The organism is Klebsiella sp. MPUS7, from assembly GCF_009905335.1.
In the GTDB taxonomy this organism is placed as follows: Bacteria; Pseudomonadota; Gammaproteobacteria; order Enterobacterales; family Enterobacteriaceae; genus Klebsiella; species Klebsiella grimontii.
Genome location: NZ_CP047604.1, coordinates 5,659,551 through 5,681,289 on the forward strand (window position 1 = coordinate 5,659,551; position 21,739 = coordinate 5,681,289).

The window sequence follows — 21,739 nt, forward strand, 5'->3', positions numbered from 1 at the left end:
TTACTTCGCGATGCGCTTAGTATAACCCGATCTTTTACCGCGACGGGGAGCCAGGAGGGCGCTGAATAAAGGGCAAAAAAAACCCCCACATCATGTGGGGGAAGACAGGGATGGTGTCTATGGCAAGGAAAACAGGGTTGTTACTGGGGTTGCAGGGTATTGCTACTACTCGAAAGCATCATCGCTGAGCCTTTTTGCATCCGTGCAACCTCACGCAACTGATCCATTCGTTGCTGGTGCTTAGCGTTTAAAACCGCTTGCTGCTCTGGCGTTAGCAGGTGATACATCTGGTTGCGAACTTTTGCCATTTCGACCTGGCGGGCAACCTGTTCCTGCGCCATCTTATCTGCCTGAGCGCGCACAGCGTTTTCATCAAAATTTTCTGCGGTGACAAGGCGATGCATTGTCTCCATTTCGCTAACATTAACGGGTGGCCTGTCGTGGCGTGCCCGCTGCATAAGATCTCGTAACTGTTGCCGTTGCTGTTCAGTTAAACTTATGCCGTCAAACATATGGCTCTGGCTGCTGCGCTGGACACTTTCGTCTCCGGGAAGCCAGTTAACGCTGGTGACGACTTCAGCGGCTTGGCTATATGCACTTAGCGCCAGCGTTGAGGCCATGACGGCAGCGATAACATTGCGCATCACATACTCCCAAAACGTTTGTGTCGCGATTCAACGAGAGAGAGTTTACGATGCAGGCTGCAAACATGCGTCAGGGGGTGTAAAACAACGTAAAGTCATGGATTAGCGAGCCTTGATGACGTAATTTCTGCCTCGGAGGTATTTAAACAATGAATAAAATCCTGTTAGTAGATGATGACCGGGAGCTCACCTCCCTGTTAAAAGAGCTGCTCGATATGGAAGGTTTTAATGTGCTCGTGGCCCATGATGGGGAACAGGCGCTGGCCCTTCTGGACGACAGCATCGATTTACTTTTGCTTGATGTAATGATGCCGAAGAAAAACGGTATCGACACGCTCAAAGAGTTGCGTCAGACGCACCAGACCCCGGTTATCATGCTAACGGCCCGCGGGAGCGAGCTGGATCGCGTTCTCGGCCTCGAGCTGGGCGCGGACGATTATTTGCCTAAGCCGTTCAACGATCGTGAGCTGGTGGCGCGTATACGCGCGATTCTGCGCCGGTCGCACTGGAGCGAGCAGCAGCAGACAACCGAAGCCGGTTCACCGACGCTGGAAGTGGATGCGCTGAGCCTTAACCCCGGTCGCCAGGAAGCCAGCTTCGATGGTCTGACCCTGGAGCTGACCGGCACCGAGTTCACCCTGCTCTATCTCCTGGCGCAGCATCTTGGCCAGGTGGTTTCGCGCGAGCACCTGAGCCAGGAAGTATTAGGTAAACGCCTGACGCCATTCGATCGCGCGATCGATATGCACATCTCCAACCTGCGGCGCAAGCTGCCGGAGCGCAAAGACGGCCACCCGTGGTTTAAAACCCTGCGCGGACGCGGCTATCTGATGGTATCGGCTTCATGATTGGAAGTTTAACCGCACGCATCTTCGCTATTTTCTGGCTCACGCTGGCGCTGGTGTTGATGCTGGTTCTGATGCTGCCCAAGCTGGACTCGCGCCAGATGACCGAGCTGCTGGAGAGCGAGCAACGTCAGGGCATCATGATTGAACAACACGTCGAGGCCGAACTGGCGAACGATCCGCCAAACGACCTGATGTGGTGGCGTCGTCTGTTTCGCGCCATCGATAAGTGGGCTCCGCCGGGCCAGCGTTTGCTGCTGGTTACCAGCGAAGGTCGCGTTATCGGTGCCGAACGCAACGAAATGCAGATTATCCGCAACTTTATCGGCCAGGCGGATAACGCCGACCATCCGCAGAAAAAGCGCTATGGTCGTCTGGAAATGGTCGGGCCTTTTTCCGTCAGGGATGGAGAAGATAACTACCAGCTCTATCTGATTCGCCCTGCCAACACGTCGCAATCTGACTTCATCAATCTGCTGTTCGACCGGCCGTTACTGCTGCTGATCGTCACCATGTTAGTCAGCGCCCCGCTGCTGCTGTGGCTGGCGTGGAGCCTGGCGAAACCGGCGCGTAAGCTGAAAAATGCCGCCGATGAAGTCGCCCAGGGCAACCTGCGTCAGCATCCGGAGCTGGAAGCCGGTCCGCAGGAATTTTTAGCCGCCGGGACCAGTTTTAACCAGATGGTGACCGCGCTGGAGCGCATGATGTCCAGCCAGCATCGTCTGCTGTCCGATATCTCCCACGAGCTGCGCACGCCGCTGACCCGCCTGCAGTTAGGCACCGCCCTTCTGCGCCGCCGCAGCGGGGAAAGTAAAGAGCTGGAGCGTATTGAGATGGAAGCGCATCGGCTCGATAGCATGATCAACGACCTGCTGGTGATGTCGCGCAATCAGGCCAAAACCGCGCTGGTCAGCGAAACGGTGAAAGCCAACCAGCTGTGGGGCGAGGTGCTGGATAACGCCGCCTTTGAAGCCGAACAGATGGGGAAATCGTTCACCGTCGAGTATCCGCCGGGACCCTGGCCGCTGTACGGTAACCCCAATGCGCTGGAAAGCGCGCTGGAGAATATCGTGCGCAACGCGCTGCGCTACTCGCATACCAAAATTTCAGTGAGCTTCTCGGTGGATAAAGACGGGATTACGGTTAACGTCGATGATGACGGGCCGGGCGTGAGTCCTGAGGATCGCGAGCAGATTTTCCGTCCGTTCTACCGTACCGATGAGGCGCGCGATCGCGAGTCTGGCGGTACCGGCCTGGGTCTGGCGATTGTCGAAGCGGCGATTCAACAGCACCGCGGTTGGGTAAAAGCCGACGACAGCCCGCTGGGCGGTCTGCGTTTAACCCTCTGGCTGCCGCTGTACAAGCGCACCTGATCCCCCGGCCTGCGCTTCGCCAGGCCGGATTCGAAACGGGTAGCCCGGATAAGGCGCAACGCGCCGCCATCCGGGAACGCGCACGGAAGCGCTACTTTCCCCACAATCTCCGCGAATTATTCTCGATCTGCCCGCTTAAACGCCGCTTCTGCATCGTTCTGCTCCAGCTTACCGACAGCCCCGCCGCGGAAAGTAAACGGCGGTACTGGTCATCATCAAACGGCATCTGCCAGGCGATAGCCCCCGCTTCGTGAACGCTGACGTCGCTAAGCCGGGATACCAGCGCCAGCGGCGCATCGCTGGAGACCTGCCCGCCCGCCACCACCCGATACAGCCAGCCGGTTTTGCCGCTGTTCTGCATAAGCTGGGCCATATCGCTGACGGCAAAATGATAGTTGAGCTTGAAGCACGGAGAGCGCGGCTGCGTCACCTGGATCAGCGCCTCTCCCCAGCGGAAGATATCGCCGATGTAGACGTTTTTTTCCGTCAGCCCTTCGGTCGAGAGATTCTCGCCAAACGCCGGGGCGCAGAAAAGATCCGCCTGCTGCGGCAGTTCAAGCACCCAATGGGCGTAGTGTTCTCGGGGATAGTGGCACAGCGCGCGGTCCGGTCCGCCGTGAATTTTCTTCTCGGCCTGCTCATCGCCCTCCAGCCCCAAATCGCCGAGGGTCAGTTCACCATCGACCTGGACTTTCCCGATGGCGCTTGGACGGCTGCCGTCGTAATCCCTTACCTTGCCCACAAAGACATTCACCGGATAGTGCATCGCTGCTCCTTTGCTGCGGATATAAAAAAAGCGAGTCATCAGACTCGCTTCTCGCTCAGCACAATGCAACCTTATTTTTTGGCGGCAAAACGCGCTGCGGCTTCGTCCCAGTTCACCACGTCCCAGAACGCTTTGATGTAGTCCGGGCGACGGTTCTGGAATTTCAGGTAGTAAGCGTGTTCCCACACGTCCAGGCCGATAATCGGGAAGCCGGAAGCGCCGGAGATAGCTTCACCCATCAGCGGGGAGTCCTGGTTAGCGGTAGAAACCACCGCCAGCTTGTCGCCTTTCAGCACCAGCCACGCCCAGCCGGAGCCGAAACGGGTCGCCGCCGCTTTTTCAAATTCCGCTTTGAAGTTGTCAACGGAACCGAAATCGCGTTCGATAGCCGCTTTCAGGTCGCCCTGCAGAGTGGTACCGGTTTTCAGGCCTTTCCAGAACAGGCTGTGGTTAGCGTGGCCGCCGGCGTTGTTACGCAGAACGGTTTTTTTGTCTGCTGGCAGCTGATCCAGTTTGGTAATCAGCTCTTCTGCGGACAGGCTCGCGAATTCAGGCAGGCTTTCCAGCGCCGCGTTGGCGTTGTTCACGTAGGTCTGGTGGTGTTTAGTGTGATGGATTTCCATCGTCTGCTTGTCAAAATGCGGTTCCAGGGCGTCATAAGCGTACGGCAGGGCAGGCAGTGTGTAACTCATAATCATCTCCATTATTGTCGAGCGGCGGAAAGTGTTAATGCCGCGTAAGCAGTTGGTTCATTATAGTTAATTAAATGATATTGAAAACGCTTATCAATGCCGTATTTTTAATAAGGTTATAACAAGGGGTGATAGATGTCATTTTGTGATACAGAACAACTAATTAAGTTTTTGGTTGCCAGGTTCAGGCTTCCGGTGGCAACAGCTTAAAGGCGGAAAAACTGACCGATTTTTACACTCATCGGGTCGGAAGAAGATTTATCCGATAAAAAATAGATGAGGATAAAATCAATGAATCACGCGATTACGATGGGTATTTTTTGGCATTTGATAGGTGCGGCCAGTGCAGCCTGTTTCTATGCCCCGTTCAAGAAAGTTAAACATTGGTCCTGGGAAACCATGTGGTCTATCGGCGGTATTGTCTCTTGGCTGATCCTCCCCTGGGCCATCAGCGCCATGCTGCTGCCCGACTTCTGGTCCTATTACGGCTCTTTTGACGCCTCCACGCTTCTGCCCGTCTTCCTGTTCGGCGCCATGTGGGGTATCGGTAATATTAACTATGGCCTGACGATGCGCTACCTCGGCATGTCGATGGGGATCGGCATCGCCATTGGTATTACGCTGATTGTCGGTACCCTGATGACGCCCATTCTCAACGGTCAGTTTGATGTCTTGATTAACACTAAAGGCGGCCAGATGACGCTGCTTGGCGTGCTGGTTGCGGTGATTGGCGTCGGTATTGTCACCCGCGCAGGCCAGCTGAAAGAGCGCAAAATGGGCATCAAAGCTGAAGACTTCAACCTGAAAAAAGGGCTGCTTCTGGCGGTAATGTGCGGCATCTTCTCAGCCGGTATGTCGTTCGCCATGAACGCCGCCAAGCCAATGCATGAAGCCGCCGCCGCGCTCGGCGTCGACCCGCTTTACACCGCGCTGCCAAGCTATGTGGTGATCATGGGCGGCGGCGCGCTGGTTAACCTCGGCTTCTGCTTTATTCGTCTGGCAAAAGTGAAAAACCTGTCGATAAAAGCCGACTTCTCGCTGGCAAAACCGCTCATCATCAGCAATATCCTGCTTTCGGCGTTAGGCGGCCTGATGTGGTATCTCCAGTTCTTCTTCTACGCCTGGGGACACGCCAGCATTCCGGCGCAGTACGACTACATGAGCTGGATGCTGCATATGAGCTTCTACGTCCTGTGCGGCGGCCTGGTGGGTCTGATCCTGAAAGAGTGGAACAACGCCGGTCGTCGTCCGGTGGGCGTCCTCAGCCTCGGCTGTGTGGTAATTATCATCGCCGCCAATATCGTTGGCCTGGGGATGGCAAACTAATTTACGCCCCTGCCGTATCGGGCAGGGGCAGGGTTTTAACGCGCGGAGATTTCACCCGTTTCGCTATTCAGATGGAAATTTCGTGAGGGGTTACCCCGCAGATATTTATCTATCACGCTAAAAATGCTGCCAAAGCGCAGGCGGAAGATGGCTTCGAAGCCGCTATCCGCCGTCAGCGCCGAGGCCTCAGCAGGTAACGACTGCGCCAGGGTGCGAGTCAACAGCTGATATTCGCGTAAGCGTTGTGCGGAAATATCGCGCAGCGCCAGCTCATCGGCATTGCGCAGACGATAAAAATCCACTGCCAAATCAAAGCCATTCCATGAGGCGAACTGATCCAGCGTCATACCAGCATCCTGGGCCAAAGCCTGGGCTTTTTGCTGCGCAAGCTGCCATGCTGCGGCATTCTTTTGCAGATAAATTTGCCCGATAGCCCTAACAGGCGGTGCATCTCCTTTAGCGCAAACGGCACGATCGCTGCTCATCGGGACGGTCAGAACATCATGGTAAGAGGTATGGCTGCTCAACTGACTCAGCGTCAACATTTCCGCACCGTTCAGGCTAAAAAGCATCTGACGAATTTCACATGGCCACTCTTCGGGAATAAAACGCAGCCGGGTAAGTTCGGTGATATGCCAATTGGTAAAGTCATAATAATCCTTCGCGCTTAGCACCGCTTTGTTCCAGAGGTGCGGAGAACCTGTGGCTTTCAGATGCTCCCACTCTTGCTGGTAGTGTTCAAAAAGCTCATTAAAGCGCGGCACGCTGTCCAGGATAACGGTCTGAACATCAATCTCGCTCCGATTAGAGAAATTGAGGATTTTATACGCCGGAACGTAGGCCGCCATGGAAGGCGCCTGAATATTAAATAGCAGGCTACCGTCAGGATATTTACGCACGCCGGTATCGTTAAAGTGCATATGTCCGCCTACGTGTACGCCAATACCCGTCTTCGCTAACGCATGACTGGTATCCTCTTTCGGGGCCCTCTTCAACTGAAATTTACCTTCGCCAAAGATGGACTCCAGATCGCCAGCAGCACCGTTATCGAATTCGACCATCGGGAAGTGGCTAAAGGTGATCAGCGTCTTTTTCTGCTCTTTTGCCCGCATGGCAACGGACGTCATCCACGCCACCACCTGCTGCTTGTGAGTGAGCATTTTGTTGTAGCCTGCGTCACCTGAACCCGCGAAGTTTTTAGCAGACTGCGGATTCGTCAGATCCGCATCCTCGCGCGGCACGTAGACATTCGCATCAACGGCCAACAGCCATAGACCCGGTATCGGCTCAACGAGATAGCTGCTATCAGCGACAGTAAAACAGGGGCCATAATCCGGTTGCCGATATGCACCGCCGGTTCCCTGGGCGCAAATCTCATACTGCCGCTGGCGGAAGTCGCTGGCCTGTTTGGCTTTGTCAAACGTGTAATCCTGCTGCCCATAGGATGAGTAAGGCGTTTCCCAATAGATATCTTCAGGCTGCGGATCGATACCGAACGGCGCCATCATTTGCATAATGTACTCATAGCCGCGGCTTACCATCTCCTCGCTACAGATAGTCGGCAATTCCGCACCTGTTGGAATAAGTGCGGTTTTCCCCTGATAGCCTGTACACTCTTTGGCGCCAAAACTAAAAATCCGCTGCGTTTTCCCTCCCTGCCCTAAGAAATCCTCTTCCCCATCAGGTAAATCAAAGGGTCGGTTCGGGTCGTGATTACCCGGCGTTGCAAAGAATCGCATGGCATATTTTTGCTCATACTCCTTCAGCAGGGTCACCAGTCCGCGAATATGCACAGACTGTCCATCGTCGCTAAAGTCTCCGGGCAGCGCGATCAGTTTTATCCCCTTTTTCCCGGCGTCATCCAGCGCCGCGCGCAGGGCAAAGTAGTTTTCATTAAATAATCGCGTTGACGTAAGCTGCGCATACATGGTGCGAATCATCGCATTCTGCCCGCTCTTGCTATTCTTCAGCCCGCTAAATGCGCCGTCCTGAAATTCGCCGTACACGTTATGAAAATGGATATCCGGCATAAATGCGACACGGTATTGATAATTTTCTGTAGCCATAGCCGCGTGCGTACAGAGAAAAAACGCCGCTATTCCAGCAATGGAAATTACTCTCATTGCATCTCCTTATTTTTAGATAAAAATAATTAGAAGTTGTAGGTAATACCTACGCGATAACGCATCTCCCAGGCATCACGATAAGTTTTGCCATCTTTTACATATGAACCATCATCATATGAAACATACCCTAATTCGACGTAAGGCACCCAGGTTTTGTTTCCTCTCCAGGCCACCGTCACATTATGCACATAATCTTTTTCTTTTCCGCGTAAGGCTGGATAGTCGGTATCGAATTTATATTCAAAATCGTAATCAAAAGAGACGTCATAAATCCGGTAGCCTAGATAGAAGTTTGCCTGCCAGTAGTGCTGGCTGGCTCTATCGGGATCATACTCTCGTTCATAGTCGCGAACAGCGTAGCGCAGCCGAACTCCGCTGGAGAAAGCATCGGTCCAGTTATAGACGCTCTTCACACTAAACTTGTATGCCGTATCGCGTTCCCCCGAATCCAGCGCAAACGAGGGAGTAATGGAGAGATTGTCCAGTAGCTTATATTTGTAGCCAAGTTCAAATTCGTTCCCTTTTGAGGAGAGATTATCCCAGAAGCCGCCCTGTTTACTCTCCCACTTCCCCTCAACGCTAAAGTAAATACCGTTATTTAAAGAATGCCCCATGTTGATACGATCTTCTTGTTTATGCTGATCGCCCAGCCACTCATGCCGGTAATCAATATAGGTGGCGTGCGAGGAAAAGCTTGCTGCTAAAAATAGTCCACAGAGGTATTGTTTTTTCATAAGAATCATCCATTTTATTAATTTATTAAAATAAGAAAGCTAACTAAAGAAATGTTTCTCCTCCTGATTACGTAGTGAATAAAGGCAGCACGATGCCGCTGCCCTGAAAGCAGTAAAAATCAGCACATCAATAAATTAACTTTTAGCAACGGCTAAATAATTACATCGCAATTTCCCGTTGCAGCAATTCGGCAACCGCCTGCGGGTTATTGCCCTCCAGCAATTGTTGGCGAAAATCAGCATGCATTAATTTTCTTGCCAGCCGAGAAAATATTTTCATATGGTCACCTTTCTCCTCCTCACTCACTGTCAGCATAATTATCAGCGATACGGAAACCTCCTCATTCCACGCCAGCGGTGAAGCGAGACGCATAACCGATACGCTGCTGCTGGTAACGGCGGGCGATTTGCAGTGGGGGAGCGCGATAGCAAAACCCAGGGCGGTTGAAAAGATGGCCTCGCGCTGCCAGATTGCCGCTTCCACCTCCGCACCACAGCGCGCACGCTGCTCAATTTCCAGGTTGTCGGTCAGGCGCTTAATCACCTCAGCCTTAGCGTCAATGCCCCGATCGAGCAGGATCAGCCGGGGATCGAATACCGGAAAGGTAGTTATCGACTGTTTCTGCAAAAGGGCCACCACATCTTGCCCGCTCTCGGCCGCCACGACCTGTTTCAGCATCTGCTGGCATTCAACGGCGGAAAGCGTTGTTAACTGCGCTTTCGCGCTACCGATACGGCTGGCGGACATACTGATATGGCGCAGCCCGGCCCCCAGCAGCAGCGGCAGCGCCTGCGGGTCGCCGCCCATTTCTCCGCACAGGCTAATCTCCACGCCTGCACGATGCGCCCGCGCCGTCATCTCTTGCAGCAGCTGCAAAAATGCCGGATCAAAGTAATTGTAAAGATGGCGTACGCTGGCATTGCCCCGGTCGCAGGCGAGAAAATACTGCGCCAGGTCGTTACTGCCAATGGAAACAAAATCAATCCAGGCGGCGGCTTTATCCAGTAAATAAAGCACCGAGGGGACTTCAGCCATCATGCCCAGTGACCAGGTTCCGGTCGCCACACCCTGCGCCGTCAGCTCAGCCTGAGTCTGCGTGAACTGCGTATGCAACCACTTAATCTCCTCAAGCGTCGCCACCATCGGAGCCATAATATGCAACGGCCCGACGGCGCTGGCGCGCAAAAGCGCCCGCATCTGGGTGACAAAAAGGGCCATAAATGCGGGATAAAGGCGAACCCCGCGCCAGCCGAGGAACGGATTCTCTTCCTCAGGTAAATTCAGGTAGTCGCAGGGCTTATCGCCGCCAATATCCAGCGTGCGGATCACCACTTTGCGGCCCTGCGCCTGCTCCAGCACATGACGATAAGCCTGGTACTGCTCTTCTTCGTCGGGCGGCGAGCTGCGTTCGCAGAAGAGCATTTCCGTACGGAACAGCCCAATACCCTGCGCTCCGGCAGCAAACGCCGAATCGGCTTCCGCAGCCAGGGCTATATTCGCCAGCAGCGTAACGCCTTCGCCATCCTGCATGACCCCTGGCTGGTCGATAAACGGTTGCAGGCGGTTAGCAATACGCTGATGTTTTTCCGTTTCCAGCTGATACCAACGCTGCGCCACCGCGTCCGGTGAGAGGATCGCTACGCCATGGCGAGCATCGAGCAGCAGCGTTTCACCACCCGGTATCGACCCCGATTCCGCCACAGGCAGACTGAGCAGCGGGATACCAAACGAACGCGCCAGAATCACCGTATGCGACGTTTCGCCGCCATCGCCCATAATAATCCCTTTCAGCCTGGGGCCACGCAGCGCCAGAAGCTGGCCAGGGGTCATCGGCGCGGGGCTTATTACAATCGTATCCTGAAGCAAAGGCGCAAGCGTAGTAAGCGGCTGCGCTGTCAGATATGCCGCCAGACGCAGCCCGAGATCCTGCAGGTCCAGCACCCGCTGGCGTAAATAGACGCTTCTGCTTTCGCGCAGAGGAGCGCAAAGCTCATCCAACGCCGCCGCCAGCGCCGCCAGGGTATTTCTCTGCTGGCGAGGCGCGAGTAATGTGCTTTCCAGAAGCGCGTCATCCAGCAGCTTACTGTGCGCCTGTAACACCGACGCCGCGTCCCCTTGTGCATGCTGATGCTCCTGGCGCAGCTGCTGACGGACCTGAAGCAGCGCATGTTGCATGGCGTTATGCTGAGCTGCGGATTCTTCTGGTTCTTGCTGCTGCGCCAGCGCCCACAGATCGACCGTTCCCAGCAGCATCGTCCTGCCAAGGGCCAGCCCCGGGCTCACGCCGTTGCCGCGCACAAAAGGCGAAGTTGTCTGCGCAAGGAACACCGGTAAAGGTTGCTCAGAGCGAGTTGAAACCACCGCAACGGGCGCATCGCACCCGGCCAATTCATCATGAATAAACCGGCTCAGCGCCTGATACGCCGCCGCCTCATCCTGGCCATCAATCACCAGTTCACACGGATCCTGATAGACCACATCCGCACCAATCATCGCCAGCACGCTGCGCGCATCCGCCCGTCGTTGGTTACGCAAATTACACAGATCAATCCGGGCGCTAAAGGCGTTGACGCGTTGCTCCAGTTCGCTGGCGGGTCGCGCATGTAGCCCGTTTTCCAGCGGGCAGATAAAAGAAATCTTCAACACAACGTTATCCTCTAGAGTTCGACGCAATGCGCCAGGTAACAGGTGCGCAGGCGGGCACGCATGTGCGAGGGAGGGCGCAAGGCTGTTCGGCGAGCGTGACCTCGCACAGGTCATCAACCGTTTCAGGCGTCAGGCTGCTAACCGGCTGCGAACCAGGGTTCCAGCCACGCAAAATTAATGCCTCTTCATACTGTGCCTTTTTCAAGGTGCTGAAATGCAGCGCCGTATCCCAGCGCAGCAGGCTGTACGCCGCCGGGAAGGTCTGTTCTGAAGGGTTGGTTTTGAATCGCGCCCAGCCTGAATCCAGCCAGCCAATAGCAGGTGTACGCCAGGCCTCCACTTCGCGCCAGAAGTTCGGGCTTTCACCATCGTGCAGCGGAATCAGGGCGAATCGGGCGGTGAATTCACCTGCAATTTGCGAGTCCGGCGAGGGGAGAGCCATACCGGAAGCCCGGCCCGGTCGCCAGGGCATGCCGGCTTTCCCCAGCCATCCCACGCTGCGCAGCAAGGTGATCGCCAGTACGGACGGACGTTCCTCGGGGATCTCATATTCGCGTAATCCCTCCGTCACCACGCTCATGCCTTGCTGTCCATCGTGCATCATAACCAGACTTTGCATCGGCCAGAGCGCGGTCGGCGCTTCGCTCCAGTTTTCCTGTTGCCAGACATCCAGCGTTGAAGGCCGATTATCGCGGTGAATCAAGCCAAACGGCTGATCGGCGAAATGGACGCTTTGCGCGATGTCAGTGGGTATTTCAACCTGTAGGCGATGATCGCGCAGGGTGTTGTTAACGTGAACCTGCACATCAAGCACGGGACGTTGATGCTCCAGCGTAATCAGCATATTGACGTCGAGCCGCGCATTACGCTGACGACGCAGGCGATCTTCCAGGGTCAACGGAGCAGCAATAGACCAGCTCAGCGCCAGCGTATCGGCCAACGCGCCCTGCTGCCAGGCGACGGACACCAGCGCCCCTTCCGCGCTAATGCGCCAGTCAATTTCCGGCGGGGAATAGTTATAGGTATCCCCCGCATCGCCGCCATCCACCAACTGGATTAAGTCCGCCCAGCGCTTACCGCTGCGTTTATCCAGCAGAACGATGCGCCCCTGCTCAAGCGTCAGGCGCAGCCAGGGATTCTCCAGCGCGCTGTCTGCCGATGACGGAGCGGCAAAATCACACGCCCTCCCTTCTTGCAGATAAAACGTTGTATAGCCGCAGGCGGGCAGAGCGGAGGCTTCCAGTAAGATTTCGCATTTGCGATAAAAAACCGCTTCGCTACTGTTCGACAGCTCCTGGACTATGACCGACATGTCCTGTGATGTTTCGCGCAAGATTTGCCAACGGCAGGTCTGCCCATCACCATCAACAATGCGAAAATCAGCGCCGGGAAGGTATAGCGTCAGCGCTACCAGGCCATCACGTGTGTAGGGCAACGCATTAAAAACCAGGATTTTCTTACCCTGCTGCTGCGCGCTGATCCCTTTCGCCAGCATCTGCATATTCAGTTCATAGAGCTGGCTTGCTTTCTCCTGGCCAGATAACAGCCGGGCTTTTACCATCGCGTTAACCCGGTCAGAGTTACACCCGCCGATGCTATCGTGAGCGTGAGATTTCATCATCTCGCGCCAGATGGCCTCTACCGCCTGCTGCGGATATGGAAGCCCCAGGCGCCAGGCGACGCTGAGCAGCGGTTCAAGCTGGCGGCTGAGGAAATTCTCCAGCCGGGCATTCGCCTGTTTGATATCCATTCGGGTGGAAAAAATCCCACGATGGATACGCATATATTTTGGACTGAGCAGCTCGCCTTCAAAGGTATCCAGCGGCGTGCCGGACTGCGCAAGAGCGGTAAAATAGCGCTTAAAATCACTGCGGATAAAATGATAGTGATTTTGCCGGGCGTTCAGCGCCTCCAGCATCGCGGGTACACCATATTCAAAAGGCGACTGGTCATTGCCGTTGGGCAGTAATAGCTGCGAACTCCGGCTAAAGAGGCCCTGCTTTTCGAGGATCGCAGAGAGCCGCGGCCAGGCCTGCTCCGGCTCAGTAGGCAGCCATTTCGCACAACCATAGCCCTGAGGTAATACTGCCGTCGTGACGCAACTACCGTCCTGGCTGCGCCAGCAAAACTCGCTGTTTTCGCTATCGTATTCACTCCAGCCTCGCCAGATCACGGCATGCTCAATGGCGAACTGATTGAGGAACATCGGTAGCTGCGCGCTCTGGCCAAAGGAGTCCGGAATATAGCCCACGGCCATACGCGGCCCCATTTTTTCGCAGTCCAGCGTTCCCAGCAGCAGGTTGCGGGTGATGGACTCCGCGCCGACCACCAGAAAATCCGTCTGGGTATACCACGGGCCAATTAACAACCGCCCTGCCGCCACCAGCGCCTGCACGCGTTCGCGATTTTCCGGTGCCAGTTGAAAGTAATCTTCGAGCACTACGGTTTGGCCATCAAGCATAAACGGACCTAATGTTTCATCGGCTTCCAGACGTTGCAGGAGATCGGCCATAAAATAATAAAGCAGGGCCTGAGAATCATTCTCCGTAAAATACCATTCGCGATCCCAGTGCGTATGCTGAATTAAATGAACGGTTTTCATTAGTTATATTCCTGTTTTCAGACATGCGTATCCCGTGCAAATATTTATCCACACTGAATAGAAAAAATTTAAATTCAGAGGCGCGTAGCGCGCATCTATCGACTGGCTTTAAATTTGGGCGCTGGTGAGTTTTTTTTCACGCTGTCTTTCTCTGCACTCTCCGCAATCCCGCGAAAAATAAGCAGCGATCCTACTGCGATTATCGCTGAGCCGCAGGCGATAGACAGGACATAAACGGGCCAGCTCTCAACGGCCAGCCAGCCATAGAATCCAGAGATTGGCGCGTGGTTTACCGAGCCTAGCCCTACCGCCATCGCCGCCCCCACGGCAGAGCCAATAACGTTAACGATGATGATGCGCGGGTTTGCCAGCGCAAAAGGAATTGCCCCTTCTGAAACACCGATCAGTCCCATTAACGTCGAGGCTTTTCCCGCTTCTCGTAGCGATTCAGGGAAGCGCGATGACCAGATTAACGTCGCCACGCCCAGACCAATGGGCGGCACAATTATCGCGACCTGCGCGGCGGTGTTGGGATCGTAAATACCGGAAGCGAGCAGCGCCATCGCCGTGGTAACCGCCGCCTTGTTGACCGGCCCGCCGAGGTCAAAGCCCACCATCCCGCCAATCACCGCCGCCAGCAGAACCTTATTTGTCCCGGACATCGACAGCAGCCAGCTTTCCATACCGTGATTCAGTGCCGCCAGCGGCGCGCCAATCACAAAAGCCATAATGATGCAGGTCAGCAGCGTCCCGCCCACTGGCAGAATAAAAATTGGCCCGGCTGAGGCCAGCGCTTTCGGTAGTTTTACGTAGCGATTGAGCGCCCGCACGATATAGCCTGCGACAAATCCCGCCGCCAGCGCGCCCAGAAAGCCGGTTCCCAGATTGCTGGCCAGCAGCCCGCCGACCATACCCGGCGCCAGGCCCGGCTTATTCGCCAGCGCAAAGCTGATATACCCCGCCACCACCGGCAGCATCAGGGATAGCGCCAGACCGCCAAAACCATCGAACTTATGCAGCGCCTGTACCACGATGCTGGCGGCCTGCTCATGGCTGGCGTCCCAGATATTATCAATGCCCCAGGCAGAAGCGCCGATACGCGCAATCCCCATTAACACCGCACCGGCAATGACAAACGGCAGCATCCAGGAAACACCTGTCATAATCGCATTTTTCACTTCAGCGCCCGCCGAAGGCTTCCCTCCCCCCTGAAACTTAGCCATTGGCGACCTCCTGCTCCACCGCTTCAAACACGGCATCGCCAAATTTAATCGGATCGGAAACGGCGCACTCCAGCTTAATCATGCCGTCAAAACGTTCTTTACCATCGATAGCGACATCGGCGGCAATAATGACGGCATCCGCCCGCATCAGGTCGTCATCGGTAATAACGTTCTCCGCACCGAGGCTCCCCTGCGTCTCAACCTTCACTTCATGACCGCGGTTGTTACCCGTCATTTCAAGCGCTTCCGCAGCCATATAGGTATGGGCCACGCCCGTTGGGCAAGCAGCTACACAAACAATGTACATAACGCATCCTTCTGGTCGATTCAGGCGATAAAAAAAGCACAATGGCGAGAATGCGCATTGTGCTTTGAGAAAAACAAATTGGGTTATTTGCGACGCTGTCGCTATCGGCACCGCTGGCGTGGCGGCACACTACAAGCTGATGCAGGCTGGAAATACGGAAGCTGAACGCCAGTTCATCGCGCTTACGCGAGCACAGTAAAGCCTGCGGCAGCAAGCGGCGGCAGTGCCCCTCTTTCTGAACGGCCTGGCTAAACCCGGAACACAGCGCCTGGCCCGCGCAATCCCAAAGCTGGGACCACTTCTGGGTTATCTGGATTTCATCACAAGGCGCAGGAGCAATATCACTTTCAGCCAGGTCGTTGACGGAATTAAACCAGCATGAATCAGCAAGCATGACTTTAATTTTGCTATCGATTGAAAGCAAAATTAAAGTCATGCTTTTTAATCCTCGCAATATCAATGAGGTTAACATAAGGCCTCCGTGAAAATAGTACAGCGAGTGTAGAGTAAAAAAAGGGCAATAACTGTGATTTATTCCACAGAGCATTAAATATTTATTTTGTTTTTTACTAAATGCAGAATAAACATTTCAGAAAATACATTACAAAAACTAATAAATCAGACCACTACGCGACTGCGCTGCCGCCACTGCCCCGGCGTCATACCAATCTCGCGGTTAAACACGACCGAAAAGTAATTGCTGTCTTCAAATCCGCACTGCATCGCCACCTCGCCAATCAGCCGTTCAGTATGCTGCAACAGATACTGCGCGTGGCAGATGCGCAGCTGGCGCAGGTAGTGGTTGATGGTCATCCCCGTCTGCTGACGAAACTGCTGGCGCAGCGCGCGTTCGCTGCACCCTTCCCGCGCGCAAAAACGGTCGAGAAAGAAAGGACGATTGAGGCTGCCCGCCAGTTCGGTGAGCAGCTTATCGAGCAGCGCTTCGCTTTGCGTCGCCGCCAGATTATCGGTGGCGTAGCGATAGCGCTGAAGAATAAGCGCCAGCTGGGCAAACAGCAGCTCGGCCATATTATTGGCCTGCGCATCGCTGCGGCTGCTCTCATGTTCAAGCTGGGTAATCACCTGCCTGACCTGCGCCATGCCGCTGCTGCCAATCCGCCAGTGCGGAACCCACGGAGTACCGAACAGGCCGGGAATGTGCGCCGCCCAGTCAAAGTTAAGCCGCAGCCGGTCCGGGCAGTAAATGACGTTTTGCAGGACGAGATCGTTCACCGAGGCGTAGGAGTGTTTGTCTTCCGCGCGGATATAGAACAGATCGCCGCGGGTAATGCGCCACGGGCGATCGTTAAGGACGTGCAGGCCGTTCCCCCGCCACACCAGCACCAGTTCGCAGAACTCGTGGGTGTGCTCGGCGAAGACGTTTTGCGGATAGCGATCCGCTACCGCCACCGCCTGAGCGGGAGAGGCGAAAAATTCATCTTTGCGAAGAATCAGCTGAGCTGCCACGACATCAACTCCAAACGCGAAAAAACGAGTCATTATTCGCGTTTATGCCTGCTAAAACGTTGACTGTTCTCGCGTTACTGAAGAATGGCGTCGCGTCCCTGACGAATATCGCGCGGCGACCAGGCAAACTCCCGGCGAAAAAGCGTCGAAAAGTGGTTACTGTCGCCGAATCCGCAGCGATAGGCGATATCGGTCACGCTGTCATCGCTATGGCGCAGCAGGTGGCGCGCCTTCATCAACCGCACCCGATTCAGATAGCGCTGCGGCGTCAGCCCGGTTTGCTGTTTTAACTGGCGATGCAGGGTTCGCAGGGAGAGTGAAAACCGCGCCGCGACCTCTTCCCAGCAGATATCTTCGGCAAAATGATCTTCCAGCCAAGCCATTAAATGGTTCAGCCGCGCCTCGTTGTCCGACGCCCCTTCGGCCAGGCTGCTTTTACGCAGGTGCACCAGCAGTTGCATAAATAAAATCTCGCGGCTGGCGATAGCGTGCATATCCGCATCCGCGCCGACCTCCTCCATCTGCTCCACAATCTGGCGCACCTGCTGCAAAGCACTCTGATTAACCCGCCAGTGCGAAAGGTAATTTCCCTCCTGCTCCTGCGGCAGCAGCACGTTCAGGCCGGACAAAAAGCGAAACGCGTCCGGCGCGCGATAGAGCACATTGGTCAGGCACAAATTATCGGTATGTTCGTAGAGATGGCGGTCGTGATCGCGAATAAAGCAGACAGAACCGCCGCTGATGGTGTAGGGCTGGCCGTTGAAAACGTGAATTCCCGTACCGTGTTCCACAATAACAATCTCATGAAAATCATGGTGATGTTCGGGAAAAGCGGATTGCGGGAGCCGCGGCTCAATGGCGACAGCTGAAACGCCGGACTTAAAGAAATCCACACTGTGCAACATGGTCATAGCAGCTCCTCGAAATGAGAAATGTTATCAATCAGTGGAGCAAATAGTAATTAAGGGGCGGCGATCCGGCCTTCAATTTTTGACCGTAAAAATCGTAAAGCCTGCCGCTTTTTCAAGAAATGACGGGAAAGATCGGGAACTGCGGACAACATCACATCCCTCACGCCACCGCGGAGAAAACGAAACTGTGACCTCTCTCACGGTCACCTTTGCTTTCTTGCCAGCGGCCAATTTTCCCTGTCAGTAACAAGAAGGTGAGCCTGACGCGACTTTTTTAGACTGCATGCAATGATTTTCACAAGGATCTTCCCATGAGTCTTCGTCATTGTGTCGCCGTCGATTTAGGCGCCTCCAGCGGGCGGGTGATGCTGGCCAGCTATCAACCCGGCCAGCAAACCCTGGCCCTGCGCGAAATTCACCGCTTTACCAATAGTCTGCAGAAGGTCGATGGCTTCGACTGCTGGGATCTCGATAGCCTGGAAGGGGAAATTCGCCGCGGTCTGGAGAAGGTCTGCGAACGAGGCATCCTGATCGACAGCATCGGCATTGATACCTGGGGCGTGGATTATGTCCTACTGGATAAACGGGGCCAGCGCGTCGGCCTGCCGGTTTCCTATCGCGACTCCCGCACCCAGGGCCTGATGCGCCACGCCGAAGCCCAGCTGGGCCGCGCGGAAATCTATCGCCGCAGCGGCATTCAGTTTCTGCCGTTTAACACCCTTTATCAGCTGCGCGCGCTGGTTGAACAGCAGCCGGAGCTGGTCAGCCAGGCCGCGCACGCGCTGCTGATCCCGGACTACTTTAGCTTCCGCCTGACCGGCAACATGAACTGGGAATACACCAACGCCACCACCACGCAGCTGGTCAACATCAACAGCGATAGCTGGGATGAAGATCTGCTGAACTGGAGCGGCGCGCCGCGCGAATGGTTCGGTACGCCGACCCATCCCGGCAACGTCATCGGCCACTGGATTTGCCCGCAGGGCAATCACATTCCGGTGGTCGCCGTCGCCAGCCACGATACCGCCAGCGCGGTTATCGCCTCGCCGCTGGCCAGCAAAAACGCCGCGTATCTCTCTTCCGGCACCTGGTCGCTGATGGGCTTTGAAAGCAAAACCCCCTGCACCAGCGATGCGGCGCTAAGGGCTAATATTACCAACGAAGGCGGCGCCGAAGGCCGCTATCGGGTGCTGAAAAATATTATGGGTCTGTGGCTGCTACAGCGGGTGCTCAGGGAGCAAAACGTCAGCGACCTGCCGGCGCTGATCGCGCGTACCGCCGCGCTTCCGGCCTGCCGCTTCGTCATCGATTGTAACGATGACCGCTTTATCAACCCGGACGACATGAGCGCGGAAATTCAGGCCGCCTGCCGCGAATCCGGGCAGCCGGTTCCTGATACCGACGCTGAGCTGGCGCGCTGCATTTTCGACAGCCTGGCGCTGCTCTACGCCCGGGTGCTCAACGAGCTGGCGGCGCTGCGCGGTCAGCCGTTCAGCCAGCTGCATATCGTCGGCGGCGGCTGCCAGAACGAACTGCTTAACCAGCTGTGCGCCGACGCCTGCGGCATCACCGTGGTTGCCGGCCCGGTTGAGGCCTCCACGCTTGGCAATATTGGTATCCAGCTGATGACCCTGGATGAGTTGAACAACGTCGATGAATTCCGTCAGGTGGTACGACAAAACTACGCCCTCACTACCTTTACCCCTAATCCTGAAAATGAAATTGCCCGCTTCGTCGCGCAGTTTCAGCCACAACAGAACAAGGAGCTTTGCGCATGACCACTCAACTTGAACAAGCCTGGGAAATTGCCAAACAGCGCTACGCCAGCGTCGGCGTGGACGTCGAGGAGGCCTTGCGCCAGCTGGATCGCCTGCCCGTGTCCATGCACTGCTGGCAGGGCGATGACGTCGTCGGTTTCGAAAACCCGGAAGGAAGCCTGACCGGCGGTATTCAGGCCACCGGCAACTATCCGGGCAAAGCGCGTAACGCCAGCGAGCTGCGCGCCGACCTTGAGCAGGCGATGAGCCTGATCCCCGGGCCAAAACGCCTGAACCTGCACGCGCTCTATCTGGAGTCCGACACGCCGGTATCGCGCAATGAAATTAAGCCGGAGCACTTTAAAAACTGGGTTGAGTGGGCGAAAACCAACAAGCTGGGGCTGGATTTTAACCCCTCCTGCTTCTCGCATCCGCTAAGCGCCGACGGCTTTACGCTGTCGCACGCCAACGATGAAATCCGTCAGTTCTGGATCGATCACTGTAAGGCCAGCCGCCGTATTTCCGCTTACTTCGGCGAGCAGCTGGGCACGCCATCGGTGATGAATATCTGGATCCCGGACGGCATGAAGGATATTACCGTCGACCGCTTCGCGCCGCGCCAGCGCCTGCTGAACGCGCTCGATGAAGTGATTAGCGAAAAGCTCGACCCGGCACACCACATCGACGCCGTGGAGAGCAAGCTATTCGGTATCGGCGCGGAAAGCTACACCGTCGGCTCCAACGAGTTCTACATGGGTTACGCCACCAGCCGCCAGACCGCCCTGTGCCTGGATGCCGGCCACTTCCATCCGACGGAGGTCATCTCCGACAAGATCTCCGCCGCGATGCTCTATATCCCGCGCCTGCTGCTGCACGTCAGCCGCCCGGTACGCTGGGACAGCGACCACGTGGTGCTGCTGGATGACGAAACCCAGGCCATCGCCAGCGAAATCATCCGTCACGATCTGTTCGACCGCGTGCATATCGGCCTCGATTTCTTCGACGCTTCGATTAACCGCATCGCGGCGTGGGTGATTGGTACCCGCAATATGAAGAAAGCGCTGCTGCGCGCCCTGCTGGAGCCGACCGCCCAGCTGCGTCAGTTGGAAGCCGACGGCGATTACACCGCGCGTCTGGCGCTGCTGGAAGAGCAGAAGTGCCTGCCGTGGCAGGCCATCTGGGAGATGTACTGTCAGCGTCACGATACGCCGGCGGGCAGCCAGTGGCTGGATAACGTACGCGCTTATGAAAATGCGGTTCTGAGCCAGCGCGGGTAATGCCTGGCCGTTCCCCGGGTCGCGGCCGGGCTACGAACCGGTAGCCCGGATAAGCCGTTTACGGCGCAATCCGGGGGCTCGCACATATTCAGGGTGAGGGGCCAACCCCGCGCCGAATCAACAGGAAAGACAAGACTATGCAGACCATTATCGACGCCTGGTTCGTCCAGGGCATGATTAAAGCCACTTCCGACGCCTGGCTAAAAGGCTGGGACGAGCGCAACGGCGGCAACCTGACGCTGCGCCTGGACGAAGCGGATATTGAACCCTACGCGGCGGATTTTCACGCCAAACCACGCTATATCGCCCTGAGCCAGCCGATGCCGACGCTGGCTAACCAGCCGTTTATCGTCACCGGTTCCGGTAAATTCTTCCGTAACGTCCAGCTCGACCCGGCGGCTAACCTCGGGGTGGTGAAAGTCGACAGCGACGGCGCGGGATACCATATTTTGTGGGGCCTGACCAACGACGCGGTGCCCACTTCCGAGCTGCCGGCGCACTTCCTGTCGCACAGCGAGCGCATCAAGCTGACCAACGGCAAAGACCGGGTGATCATGCACTGTCACGCCACCAACCTGATCGCCCTGACCTACGTGCTGGAGAACAGCAGCGATCTGTTCACCCGCAAGCTGTGGGAAGGCAGCACCGAATGTCTGGTGGTCTTCCCGGACGGCGTCGGCATCCTGCCGTGGATGGTGCCGGGCACCGACGAAATCGGCCAGGCCACCGCCGAGGCGATGCAGAAACATTCGCTGGTGCTGTGGCCGTTCCACGGCGTTTTCGGCAGCGGCCCCAATCTGGACGAAACCTTCGGCCTGATCGATACCGCTGAGAAATCCGCCGAGGTGCTGGTGAAAGTCTATTCAATGGGCGGGATGAAACAAACCATCACCCGCGAAGAGCTGATAGCTCTTGGCAAACGCTTCAACGTTCACCCCCTGCAGTCCGCGTTAGACCTTTATCAATAACAACATCGCGCCCCGCTCACCGAGACGGGGCGAAAAAATCACCTGCAAACCCTACAAAACTAACTCATGTGGAG

General features: G+C 55.9%; 18 protein-coding genes. 6 read left to right on the top strand and 12 right to left on the bottom strand.

The genetic code is table 11. The features are described from left to right. Positions 1–140: 140 nt before the first annotated feature. Positions 141–644 (bottom strand): cell-envelope stress modulator CpxP, encoded by a 504-nt coding sequence (gene cpxP / locus GUC22_RS26485; protein WP_004870604.1) that lies wholly within the window; start codon positions 642–644, stop codon positions 141–143. 149 nt (positions 645–793) lie between these two features. Between cpxP and cpxR the strand changes: the two genes are divergently transcribed. After that, positions 794–1,492, top strand: a complete 699-nt coding sequence (cpxR, locus tag GUC22_RS26490) for an envelope stress response regulator transcription factor CpxR (RefSeq protein WP_004127228.1) — start codon at positions 794–796, stop codon at positions 1,490–1,492. Further along, positions 1,489–2,862, top strand: a complete 1,374-nt coding sequence (gene cpxA / locus GUC22_RS26495) for an envelope stress sensor histidine kinase CpxA (RefSeq protein WP_004107505.1) — start codon at positions 1,489–1,491, stop codon at positions 2,860–2,862. Before cpxR ends, cpxA begins: the two co-directional genes overlap by 4 nt. A 91-nt stretch (positions 2,863–2,953) precedes the next feature. Here the strand turns inward: cpxA and yiiM are convergent, their stop codons facing one another. After that, positions 2,954–3,628: a 6-hydroxyaminopurine reductase gene (yiiM, locus tag GUC22_RS26500; protein ID WP_102650334.1), complete on the bottom strand. Its 675-nt coding sequence runs from the start codon at positions 3,626–3,628 to the stop codon at positions 2,954–2,956. Between the two features lie 71 nt (positions 3,629–3,699). After that, positions 3,700–4,320, bottom strand: a complete 621-nt coding sequence (gene sodA, locus GUC22_RS26505) for a superoxide dismutase [Mn] (protein WP_004127220.1) — start codon at positions 4,318–4,320, stop codon at positions 3,700–3,702. Positions 4,321–4,611: 291 nt separating this feature from the next. On the opposite strand from sodA, the gene rhaT reads away from it, so the two are divergent. Then, positions 4,612–5,646 carry an L-rhamnose/proton symporter RhaT gene (rhaT, locus tag GUC22_RS26510; protein WP_102650335.1) on the top strand — a complete coding sequence of 345 codons (1,035 nt, stop codon included), beginning with the start codon at positions 4,612–4,614 and terminating at the stop codon, positions 5,644–5,646. Positions 5,647–5,681: 35 nt separating this feature from the next. On the opposite strand, the gene GUC22_RS26515 is transcribed toward rhaT, so the two are convergent. From GUC22_RS26515 to rhaS, 9 genes are all read right to left on the bottom strand, one after another. After that, on the bottom strand, positions 5,682–7,712 hold the full coding sequence (locus GUC22_RS26515; RefSeq protein ID WP_227673664.1) for a metallophosphoesterase family protein: 2,031 nt from the start codon (positions 7,710–7,712) through the stop codon (positions 5,682–5,684). Between the two features lie 86 nt (positions 7,713–7,798). Beyond that, on the bottom strand, positions 7,799–8,506 hold the full coding sequence (locus tag GUC22_RS26520; protein ID WP_160183864.1) for an oligogalacturonate-specific porin KdgM family protein: 708 nt from the start codon (positions 8,504–8,506) through the stop codon (positions 7,799–7,801). A gap of 160 nt (positions 8,507–8,666) precedes the next feature. Next, a complete protein-coding gene (gene ptsP / locus GUC22_RS26525; protein ID WP_098067508.1) occupies positions 8,667–11,153 on the bottom strand; it encodes a phosphoenolpyruvate--protein phosphotransferase in 2,487 nt (828 codons plus the stop codon). A 4-nt stretch (positions 11,154–11,157) separates the two neighbouring features. Continuing rightward, complete coding sequence (locus GUC22_RS26530; protein ID WP_098067507.1) at positions 11,158–13,755, bottom strand: glycoside hydrolase family 38 C-terminal domain-containing protein; 2,598 nt, start codon at positions 13,753–13,755, stop codon at positions 11,158–11,160. A gap of 95 nt (positions 13,756–13,850) precedes the next feature. Beyond that, positions 13,851–14,978: a PTS fructose transporter subunit IIC gene (locus GUC22_RS26535; RefSeq protein ID WP_102650337.1), complete on the bottom strand. Its 1,128-nt coding sequence runs from the start codon at positions 14,976–14,978 to the stop codon at positions 13,851–13,853. Then, positions 14,971–15,285, bottom strand: coding sequence for a PTS fructose transporter subunit IIB (locus tag GUC22_RS26540; protein WP_098067505.1), 315 nt, complete (start codon positions 15,283–15,285; stop codon positions 14,971–14,973). The genes GUC22_RS26535 and GUC22_RS26540 overlap by 8 nt, the downstream gene beginning before the upstream one ends. Then, a complete protein-coding gene (locus GUC22_RS26545; protein ID WP_142385551.1) occupies positions 15,215–15,757 on the bottom strand; it encodes a hypothetical protein in 543 nt (180 codons plus the stop codon). Before GUC22_RS26545 ends, GUC22_RS26540 begins: the two co-directional genes overlap by 71 nt. 146 nt (positions 15,758–15,903) lie before the next feature. Then, positions 15,904–16,752 (bottom strand): HTH-type transcriptional activator RhaR, encoded by an 849-nt coding sequence (rhaR, locus tag GUC22_RS26550; protein ID WP_102650347.1) that lies wholly within the window; start codon positions 16,750–16,752, stop codon positions 15,904–15,906. 74 nt (positions 16,753–16,826) lie between these two features. Next, positions 16,827–17,663 (bottom strand): HTH-type transcriptional activator RhaS, encoded by an 837-nt coding sequence (gene rhaS / locus GUC22_RS26555; protein WP_049085922.1) that lies wholly within the window; start codon positions 17,661–17,663, stop codon positions 16,827–16,829. A 311-nt stretch (positions 17,664–17,974) separates the two neighbouring features. Between rhaS and rhaB the strand changes: the two genes are divergently transcribed. From rhaB to rhaD, 3 genes are all read left to right on the top strand, one after another. Next, positions 17,975–19,441, top strand: a complete 1,467-nt coding sequence (rhaB, locus tag GUC22_RS26565) for a rhamnulokinase (RefSeq protein ID WP_049088288.1) — start codon at positions 17,975–17,977, stop codon at positions 19,439–19,441. Next, positions 19,438–20,697 carry an L-rhamnose isomerase gene (gene rhaA / locus GUC22_RS26570; RefSeq protein WP_024360580.1) on the top strand — a complete coding sequence of 420 codons (1,260 nt, stop codon included), beginning with the start codon at positions 19,438–19,440 and terminating at the stop codon, positions 20,695–20,697. Before rhaB ends, rhaA begins: the two co-directional genes overlap by 4 nt. Positions 20,698–20,834: 137 nt before the next feature. Then, positions 20,835–21,665, top strand: coding sequence for a rhamnulose-1-phosphate aldolase (rhaD, locus tag GUC22_RS26575; protein WP_004870621.1), 831 nt, complete (start codon positions 20,835–20,837; stop codon positions 21,663–21,665). The last annotated feature ends 74 nt before the right edge of the window (positions 21,666–21,739 follow it).